Annotated in this window: 9 protein-coding genes; 2 read left to right on the top strand and 7 right to left on the bottom strand. The window is 66.8% G+C overall.

The window, feature by feature from the left end:
* The 4 genes from DYI24_RS14815 to DYI24_RS14800 form a co-directional block, all read right to left on the bottom strand.
* Positions 1 to 1,158 (bottom strand): RsmB/NOP family class I SAM-dependent RNA methyltransferase (locus DYI24_RS14815; RefSeq protein ID WP_164572827.1); only part of this gene is annotated, 1,158 nt, incomplete at its 3' end.
* A gap of 188 nt (positions 1,159 to 1,346) precedes the next feature.
* Positions 1,347 to 2,372 carry an NADPH-dependent curcumin/dihydrocurcumin reductase gene (curA, locus tag DYI24_RS14810; RefSeq protein ID WP_164572826.1) on the bottom strand — a complete coding sequence of 342 codons (1,026 nt, stop codon included), beginning with the start codon at positions 2,370 to 2,372 and terminating at the stop codon, positions 1,347 to 1,349.
* Between the two features lie 259 nt (positions 2,373 to 2,631).
* Positions 2,632 to 4,128, bottom strand: coding sequence for an IMP dehydrogenase (gene guaB / locus DYI24_RS14805; RefSeq protein WP_107344158.1), 1,497 nt, complete (start codon positions 4,126 to 4,128; stop codon positions 2,632 to 2,634).
* A gap of 352 nt (positions 4,129 to 4,480) precedes the next feature.
* A complete protein-coding gene (locus DYI24_RS14800) occupies positions 4,481 to 4,729 on the bottom strand; it encodes a hypothetical protein (protein WP_164572825.1) in 249 nt (82 codons plus the stop codon).
* Between the two features lie 192 nt (positions 4,730 to 4,921).
* Here DYI24_RS14800 and DYI24_RS14795 point away from each other — a divergent pair, with 192 nt between their 5' ends.
* On the top strand, positions 4,922 to 6,397 hold the full coding sequence (locus DYI24_RS14795) for an MFS transporter (protein WP_164572824.1): 1,476 nt from the start codon (positions 4,922 to 4,924) through the stop codon (positions 6,395 to 6,397).
* A 15-nt stretch (positions 6,398 to 6,412) separates the two neighbouring features.
* Here DYI24_RS14795 and DYI24_RS14790 read toward each other — a convergent pair whose 3' ends face one another.
* The gene (locus DYI24_RS14790) at positions 6,413 to 6,592 is read right to left on the bottom strand and encodes a hypothetical protein (RefSeq protein ID WP_164572823.1); all 180 of its coding nucleotides are present in this window, start codon (positions 6,590 to 6,592) and stop codon (positions 6,413 to 6,415) included.
* Between the two features lie 161 nt (positions 6,593 to 6,753).
* Complete coding sequence (locus tag DYI24_RS14785) at positions 6,754 to 7,467, bottom strand: RlmE family RNA methyltransferase (RefSeq protein ID WP_164572822.1); 714 nt, start codon at positions 7,465 to 7,467, stop codon at positions 6,754 to 6,756.
* A 216-nt stretch (positions 7,468 to 7,683) separates the two neighbouring features.
* Here DYI24_RS14785 and DYI24_RS14780 point away from each other — a divergent pair, with 216 nt between their 5' ends.
* Positions 7,684 to 8,259 (top strand): hypothetical protein, encoded by a 576-nt coding sequence (locus DYI24_RS14780; protein ID WP_164572821.1) that lies wholly within the window; start codon positions 7,684 to 7,686, stop codon positions 8,257 to 8,259.
* Between the two features lie 25 nt (positions 8,260 to 8,284).
* On the opposite strand, the gene DYI24_RS14775 is transcribed toward DYI24_RS14780, so the two are convergent.
* Positions 8,285 to 9,104: Ppx/GppA phosphatase family protein (locus DYI24_RS14775; protein ID WP_164572820.1), on the bottom strand; the 820-nt coding region annotated here is incomplete at its 5' end.

Raw genomic sequence — 9,104 nt, 5'->3', positions numbered from 1 at the left:
CGGCACCACCGCGAACTCCGGATGGGCAGCGGTGAAGGCCTGGATCTGGCAGGTATTTTCGGGCGCCAGCACCGAACAGGTGACATAGGCGATCCGCCCGCCCGGCTTCACCAGGCGCGCGGCGCGCGCCAGCACCTCGGCCTGGTCCTTGAGCCGGATCTCCAGCGCGCCGGGGCGCATCCGCCATTTGGCGTCGGGGTTGCGGCGCCAGGTGCCGGTGCCGCTGCACGGCGCGTCGACCAGCACCAGATCGGCGCTGCCCTTGATGTCGGCCAGCGGATCGGCGTCGCCCTTCGGCGCCCTCACCTCGGCGTTGTGGACGCCGGCGCGCGACAGCCGCTCGTGGATCGGAGCGAGCTGGCGCTTGTCGGCGTCGGTGGCGATCAGCCGGCCCTTGCCCTGCATCATCGCAGCCAGCGCCAGGGTCTTGCCGCCGGCCCCGGCACACAGGTCGATCACCTGCTCGCCGGGTTTGGCGGCGGAAAACAGCGCGGCAAGCTGCGAGCCCTCGTCCTGGACCTCGACCGCGCCCTTGATGAAATCCGGTTCGGCCTGGACGCCGGGATTGCGGGCATCGGCCGGTAGTTCGATCCGCAGCCCCCACGGCGACCAAGGCGCTGGCTTGGCGCGCAGATGCGCCAGCGAGGCCAGCACCTTGTCGCGCGAGGCTTTCAGGGTGTTGACGCGCAGGTCGAGCGGCGCCCGGCTGGCCATCGCCGCCGCTTCGGCGACGCGGGCCTCGCCGAACATCTCGGCGAGCGCGCCGTCGAGCCATTCCGGATAGTCGCCGGCGATATGCGGCGGCGCGCCGTCCAGCGTCCGCGTCGACAGCGCGGCGTGTTCGGCATCGCTCAGCGGCTCCGGCGCGAACCGGCTACCGTCGCACAGCGCCGCGATCGCCTCCGCCGTCATGCCGCGCTCCAGCTTCAGCATGCCCAGCACCCGCGCCCGGGCGGTATCGGAATCCATGATGAACGCGCTCGACGCCCGTCGGCGCAACACGTCCCACACCAGCCCGGCGATCGCCGATCGGTCGCCGGAGCCAGCGTAGCGATGCGCGGTCCCCCATTCCTTCAGCGCCTTGGCCGCGGGAATGCGCTGGCTGTCGATGGTGGCAATCAGGTCGATGGCTGCGGACAGCCGTGCGGCGGGGGTCATGCGGAGCTTTCAATCAGGGTCAGGGCGCGCAACGCGCCGAGCGGCGTCACAACAGGACGATACGCTCAAGGGCGGTATCGGTCCGACGCTTTCAGGCTCCCGCTATAGCCGCCGCCCCCGCCGATGACAATCGAACCACCGCAACGCAGAGTCCCGGCCATGCCGGGGCTCCGCTGCGGCGCCTGCGATCAGGCCCGCTCCGGCCCGACACGGACCAGCTGCTTACCGAAATTGGCGCCCTTGAGCAGGCCCATGAACGCCTCCGGTGCGTTTTGCAGCCCGTCGGTGACGTGCTCGCGATACTTGACCTTGCCATCCCGCACCCAGCCGGCCATCTCGCGCAGAAACTCCTGACGCCGGCCGGCGAAATCGCTGACGATGAAGCCGCGGATGGTGAGCCGCTTGGTCAGCACGTGGCGCATCAAGGCGGTCGCCCATTTCGGCGTCGGCGGGGTTTCGAACGCATTGTACTGCGCGATCAGTCCACACACCGGCATGCGGGCGAAGGCGTTGAACAGCGGAAACACCGCTTCGAACACTTCGCCGCCGACGTTCTCGAAGTACACGTCGATGCCGTTCGGACACGCCGCCTTCAGCTTCGCGGCGAGATCGGGATCACGGTGATCGAGGCAGTCGTCGAAGCCGAGCTCCTGCTTGACGTAGTCGCACTTATCCTTGCCGCCGGCGATGCCGATCGCGCGTGCGCCCTTCACCTTGGCGATCTGGCCCACGGCAGAGCCGACCGCGCCCGAGGCCGCCGCGACCACGACAGTCTCGCCTTCCTTCGGCTGGCCGATGTCGAGCAGCCCGGTGTAGGCGGTCATCCCCGGCATGCCGAGCACCCCGACCGCGGTCGAGATCGGGCCAAGCGACGGATCGATCTTGCGCAGCGGCTTGGCATCGGCGACCGCATGCGTCGCCCAGCCCGAATGCGCCAGCACGATGTCACCCTTGGCAAAGGCCGGGCTCTTGCTATCGATCACTTCGCAGACCGTGCCGCCCTCCATCACGCCCCCAACCGGCACCGGCTGCGCGTAGGACGGACCATCACTCATGCGGCCGCGCATGTAAGGATCGAGCGACAGCCAGATCGTGCGCAGCAGTACCTGCCCCTCGCCAGACGCAGGAACGTCGAACTCTTCGAGGCGGAAATTCTGCGGCGTCGGCTCGCCGACCGGACGCGACGCGAGCACGATACGCTGACCCTTGGACATTTCGTTTCCTTTTTTGATGTTCGTTGTCGTCAGGGCCGCGACTGTAAGCGACCCCACCGCATTCGCCAACTGGGCAGCCGTGCAGGCAGCCTTCATCGTCATTCCGGGGCGCTCGCGTCAGCGAGCGAACCCGGAATCTCGCGTGTCGGAGCACCGCAGAGACTGCAACAATCTCCAGATTCCGGGGTCACGCGCGCCCCGGAATGACTGTGAAGAGGTCGTTATTACGGTGGAGGGGTCGTTACTTAAGCCAGCCGCCTCACACCCCGCCCGGATAGTTCGGGCTCTCGCGGGTGATCGTGACGTCGTGGACGTGGCTTTCGCGCAGGCCCGCGCCGGTGATGCGGACGAACTCGGCCTTGGTGTGGAATTCGCCAAGGTCCTTGGCGCCGACATAGCCCATCGCAGCGCGCAGGCCGCCGGCGAGCTGATGCACGACGTTGCCGACCGGGCCCTTGTACGGCACCTGCCCCTCGATGCCTTCCGGCACCAGCTTCAGCGTGTCCTTGATGTCCTGCTGGAAGTAACGGTCGGCCGAACCGCGCGCCATCGCGCCAACCGAGCCCATGCCGCGATACGCCTTGTAGGAGCGGCCCTGCCACAGGAACACTTCACCGGGAGTCTCGTCGGTGCCTGCGAGCAGCGAGCCGACCATGGCGATGTCCGCGCCAGCGGCGAGCGCCTTGGCGAGGTCGCCCGAGTACTTGATGCCGCCGTCGGCGATCACCGGCACGTCCGCCTTCTTGCAGGCCTGTACCGCATCCATGATCGCGGTGAGCTGCGGCACGCCGACGCCGGCGACGATGCGGGTGGTGCAGATCGAACCCGGGCCGATGCCGACCTTCACGGCGTCGGCGCCGGAGTCGATCAGCGCCTGGGCGCCGTCGCGGGTGGCGATATTGCCGGCGATCACCTGAACCTCGTTGGAGATCCGCTTGATGCGGGTGACAGCGTCGAGCACGCGGGCCGAATGGCCGTGCGCGGTGTCAACGACAACAACGTCAACGCCGGCTTCGATCAGCCGCTCGGTGCGCTCATAACCACCCTCGCCGACCGTGGTGGCGGCGGCGACGCGAAGGCGACCCTGCGCGTCTTTGCTGGCGAGAGGATGCGCGACCGCCTTCTCCATATCCTTGACGGTGATCAGGCCGACACAGCGATACTGATCATCGACCACCAGCAACTTCTCGATGCGATGCTGATGCAGCAGCTTCTTGGCCTCGCCCTGGCTGACGCCCTCGCGCACGGTGACGAGGTTTTCGTGCGTCATCAGCTCCGAGACCTTCTGCGCCGGATCGGTGGCGAAGCGCACGTCGCGATTGGTGAGGATGCCGACGAGCTTGCCGGGGCCGTGGCCCTGCGCGCCGGTGACCACCGGAATGCCGGAGAAGCCGTACTGATTCATCAGCGCCAGCGCATCCGCCAGCTTGGCATCCGGGCTAATGGTGAGCGGGTTCACCACCATGCCGGATTCGAACTTCTTGACCTGACGGACCTGCGCAGCCTGCCCTTCGGGATCGAAGTTGCGATGGATCACGCCGAGGCCGCCGGCCTGCGCCATCGCGATCGCCATCCGCGCTTCGGTGACGGTGTCCATCGCCGAGGCGATGATCGGAATGTTCAGCGGGATCGCACGGGTGATGCGCGAACGGATGTCGACCTCGGACGGCAGCACGTCCGACAGGCCCGGCTTCAGCAGCACGTCGTCGAAGGTGAGAGCTTCGATAAATTGCGGGGATGCGCTCACTGACGCCATGGCCAACTCCGTTCAGCGGCGCCGAAGGCCGCGCTCGATTTTGCGGGGACGGGAGGCACGTTCGGCGCCACTGGGGGCGGCGCCGTCGAATCGAGCCCGTCGGTAGGGTTGGCGGTGGTCGATAGCATGGGGATATGACGAATCAAAGGGGCAAGGCTGACAGCCCCGCCCCGCTCCCCAAGCATCCCTCAACAAGCCATGCTGGCCGGAAATCACCGCGATTCCAGGGATTTCGCGGCGGCATCGGCGGCCACGACAACACCAGCCGCCTTGGCCGGGCACCAAAAAGCTCGGTCGTCGGATGTTTTTTGGACGAATCCCGCCGCAGATCACCTCTGCATGAAGGCCCCGGTCAGCGCCGGTAGGCCGGCGGCAGACCATGTTCGCGGATCGCCTCGACGACCTCGCGGTGCATCCGCTTTTCGCGCTCCATCCGCACGGCAATCAGCGCGTGCAGCGACGGAATCACCAGCAGCGGATGGAAGATCAGTCCGAGCACGACGCACACCACCAGCAGCACGAGGTTGAACACCGCCGACAGCGGCTGGCCGTTGAACAACAAGCCGAGCGGCGGCAGGAACGCAGCGAGCAGATAGATCATCGGCCAGTCTCCGTCGCGGAACCGATCGAGGCGCCGCTCATCTTCATCACCGCAAGCACATCCGAAAGCGATTTCCGCCATAAGGAAGCTGTGCCGGTCACGGAGGATTTAGGTAACCGCGCAAGCTCCGCAATAGCCGGGGCCGCGACACGGTGCTACAGCCCGGGCGCCCTCCTCTGATCGAAATCTCCGATGAACAAAGATCGAGTTATTCCGCTGATCGTGGCTGCCGCGCTGTTCATGGAGAACATGGACGCGACCGTCATCGCGACTTCGCTGCCGGCGATCGCCGCCGACATCGGCACTTCGCCGCTGACGCTGAAGCTGGCGATCACCTCGTATCTGCTGTCGCTGGCGGTGTTCATTCCGGCGTCGGGCTGGACTGCGGACCGGTTCGGCGCGCGCACGGTGTTCTCGATCGCGATCGCGGTGTTCATGGTCGGCTCGATCGGCTGCGCGCTGTCGAGCTCGATCCATCACTTCGTCATTGCCCGCATCATCCAGGGGATCGGGGGAGCGATGATGACTCCTGTTGGCCGGTTGGTGCTGCTGCGCTCGATCGAAAAGAGCGCGCTGGTCGGGGCGATGGCCTGGGTGACGGTACCGGCGCTGATCGGGCCGGTGATCGGGCCACCGCTCGGCGGCTTCATCACCACCTACTTCTCCTGGCACTGGATCTTCCTGATCAACATCCCGATCGGGCTGATCGGGATCGCGATGGCGCAGCGTTTCATCGATCCTATCCAGGGCGAACGCCCAGAGCGGTTCGATCTGACGGGCCTGGTCCTCGCCGGCATCGGCGTCGCCGGTATCGCCTTCGGCCTGTCGGTCGCCGGCCTCGGCCTGCTGCACTGGAGCGTGGTGGTCGGGCTGATCGGCGTCGGCGCAACCGCGATGACGCTGTACGTGTTCCACGCCCGCAGAGTGCCGGCGCCGGTGCTGGATTTCTCGCTACTGCGCCTGACGACGCTGCGCTCCAGCCTGATCGGCGGCTTTCTGTTTCGGCTCGGCATCGGCGCACTGCCGTTCCTGCTGCCGCTGCTGATGCAGATCGGCTTCGGGCTGTCGCCGTTTCAATCCGGCCTCGTCACCTTCGCCTCCGCGGCCGGCGCGATCGGGATGAAGACGCTGGCGGCGCGGATCATCCGCGCCTTCGGGTTCCGCAACATCATGACGGTGAACGCCGTGGTCAGCTCGGTGTTTCTCGCCGCCTGCGCGCTGTTCGCGCCGGGCACGCCGCTGCTGCTGATCATGATCATCCTGGTGGTCGGCGGCTTCTTCCGATCGCTGCAGTTCACCTCGATCAACACCGTCGCATATGCCGAGGTCGAACAGGCCCAGATGAGCCGCGCCACCACCCTGCTCAGCGTCGGCCAGCAGCTTGCGCTATCGGCGGGTGTCGCAGTCGGCGCGTTCTCGGTGGAAGCGACGATGGCGCTGCGCGGCGTCACCACGCTCGGCGCGGCCGACTTCGCCCCCGCCTTTATCGTGGTGGCGGTACCGGCTGCGCTGTCAGCGCTGTTCTTCTGGCAAATGCCGAGCGATGCCGGCCACGAGATTTCGGGGCGCAAGGCGATCGAGATTTCGAGCAAGAAGGCTGGCGCCAAAGCGGCGACCAAGGCCGCATCCGAACAGACCCAGGACGCCCGCGACCAGCGGTTCGGCTAAATAAGGTTCTGTCGATCAGCCGAAACGGTCGCCACCGGACTGGGCACCGTCGTCCTGGCGGATGGCCAGCCGCAGCACGTCGTTGCAGATCGGGCAGCGATAATGCGGCACATCGAACGATGCGTTGGCGTGCTCGATCTCGATCAGCTCCCGATCAACACCGCAGGCTCTGCACATCGGCGTAGGAATCTCCATTGGTCCCCCCGATTCGCCCGATGGATGCCGCTAAGCCTATGGGAACTACGAGGAAGTGCTCTGTAGAAAGCTACCTTTACCAACAATTAACCAGATGAATTCGCTGGTTTAAAGCGCGACTAAGTTGCACTTTCGTGCAGCAAGATGCCGAACAGACGGCGTCACTCCAGTTCGCCGCTCGCCGTTGCGTCACGCGCCGCACCGCCACGAAAGCCGGTCGCCAGCAGGTAGCGCTCAGACGAGTCTTTGCGGCTCGCCGCCGGCTTGACGTGCTTCACGCTGGCATAGTCGCGCTTCAGCTCGGCCATCAGCGCTGCATCGGCGCCGCTCTGAAACACCTTGGCGAGAAACGCCCCGCCCGGCTTCAACACTTCGGCCGCGAACATCGCCGCGGTCTCGACCAGGCCGACGATGCGGAGCTGGTCGGTCTTGCGATGGCCGGTGGTGTTGGCGGCCATGTCGCTCATCACCAGATCGGCGCCGCCGCCAAGCATTTCGCGCAACCGGTCCGGCGCCGAGGGATCGAGAAAATCGAGCTGCGCGAAGGTGACCCCTGGGACCTCGCCCATCTCCAACAAGTCGATCGCCACCACCTTACCGCGGCCGTCGGCGGCCCCGACCTTCTTGGCCGCAACCTGGCTCCAACCGCCGGGTGCGGCGCCGAGGTCGACCACCGCCATGCCGGGCTTGAGCAGCCGAAACTTGTCGTCGATCTCGGTCAGCTTGTAGGCGGCACGCGAGCGGTAGCCGTCGCGCTTGGCCTGCGCCACGTAAGGGTCATTGAGCTGGCGCTCCAGCCACAGCTTGGACGACAGCTTCATCCGCCCGCCGCTTTTGACGGTGACGCGCATTCGTCCGGTGGTGTCCTTGGCCATGGCTTCGCTTACGATCGAGGGATAAGGCCGCTGCTTACCAGACGGGCCCGGAAAAACCAGTGCGGAACCGGCGCCATCCGGCCGCCATCGCGGATGCGTGCCAGGATGCCGCGGCGTTTCGAAGCTTGCAGCATGATCAAGATCTTGCGGCATGATCAAGATCAAGACATCGATGGCCGCAAAGAATACCTCCCGGAGGTCCAACAGGCTGGGATCATGTCGTTTGCCGCTTTCGCCTCCGCCGTTCTGGCGCTGCTGCTGGCCCCGGGGCCGACCAACACCCTGATCGGCGTCGCCGGGGCGCAGGGCGGGCTCGGCCGCGTCGCGCGGCTGCTGCCGGCCGAGCTGCTCGGCTACCTGACGGCGATCCTGCCCCTCGCCTATCTCGGCGCCGACCTGATGGCGGAGCTGCCGGCCGCAGCTCTGATCGTGAAGGTCCCCGCGGCGGCCTGGGTGATGCTGCTGGCGGTGCGGCTGTGGCACCTGAATCCGTCCGGCGCGACCGGCGCCATCACGGCGCGGCGGGTCTATCTGACGACGTTGCTGAACCCGAAGGCGCTGATCTTCGCCCTGGTGCTGCTGCCTGCGCCGAGCGAACCCGACTTTGCCGCCAGGCTGATGATGTTCTGCCTGATGGTCTTCGCGGTGGCGCTGCTGTGGGGCTTTGCCGGCACCATGACGCAGATCGGCGCTGGCGGCGACGGCCGCCTCAGGCTGACGCAGCGGATCGCGTCGCTATGGCTGGCGCTGGTGTCGCTATCGCTGATCGCCGGCGCGCTCACCACCGTCTGAACCGCCAGCTGCGTCCTCGCGCGAACTACACCGGCCCGAGCACGCCGTCTTCGCGCATCATTTCGACCAGCATGCCCTCGCGTAGACCGCGATCGGCGACGCGCAGCCGCGGCAGCGGGAACGCCGCGCGGACCGCATCGAGGATGGCGCAGCCGGCCAGCACCAGATCAGCCCGCTCATTGCCGATGCAATGGTTATGGGCGCGGTCGTGATAACTCATGCTGCGCAGCTTCTCGACCGTGGCGCTGAGTTCGGCGTCGCTCATCCAGATGCCATCGACCCGCCGCCGGTCGTAGCGGATCAGGTCGAGATACAAACCGGCCAGCGTCGTCACCGTGCCCGAGGTGCCGAGCAGGTGCATCCGGTCGAGATCGCCGCCATGCTGGGCGGCGAATGGCGCAACGTGCTTGGCGACCTCGGCGACCATCGACGTGTAGGTCTCCGGCGTCACCACCTTGCCACCGAACGCTTCGGCCAGCGTGACGACGCCGAGCGGCACCGACATCCAGGCCTGAATTCGCGGCGGAACGTCGGGCCGATCCGGATCGCGGGCAATCCGCACCAACTCGCTGGAGCCGCCGCCGATATCGAACAGGATCGCACCGCGGCCGTTCGGATCGAGTAGCGGCGAGCAGCCGGTCGCGGCGAGCCGCGCTTCGGTTTCGCGGCCGATGATCTCGAGCCGGATGCCGGTGGCGTGCGCGACCCTGTCACAAAACTCGTCGGCATTGCTGGCGGCGCGGCAGGCTTCGGTTGCAATCAGCCGCTGCCGCCTGGCTTTGCGTGCATCGATCTTCTCGCGGCACACCGCAAGAGCCGAGATCGCCCGTCCGATCGCCGCCCCG

Source organism: Rhodopseudomonas sp. BR0C11, assembly GCF_010820945.1.
In the GTDB taxonomy this organism is placed as follows: Bacteria; Pseudomonadota; Alphaproteobacteria; order Rhizobiales; family Xanthobacteraceae; genus Rhodopseudomonas; species Rhodopseudomonas palustris_H.
This window is presented reverse-complemented; position numbering and strand designations above follow the sequence as displayed.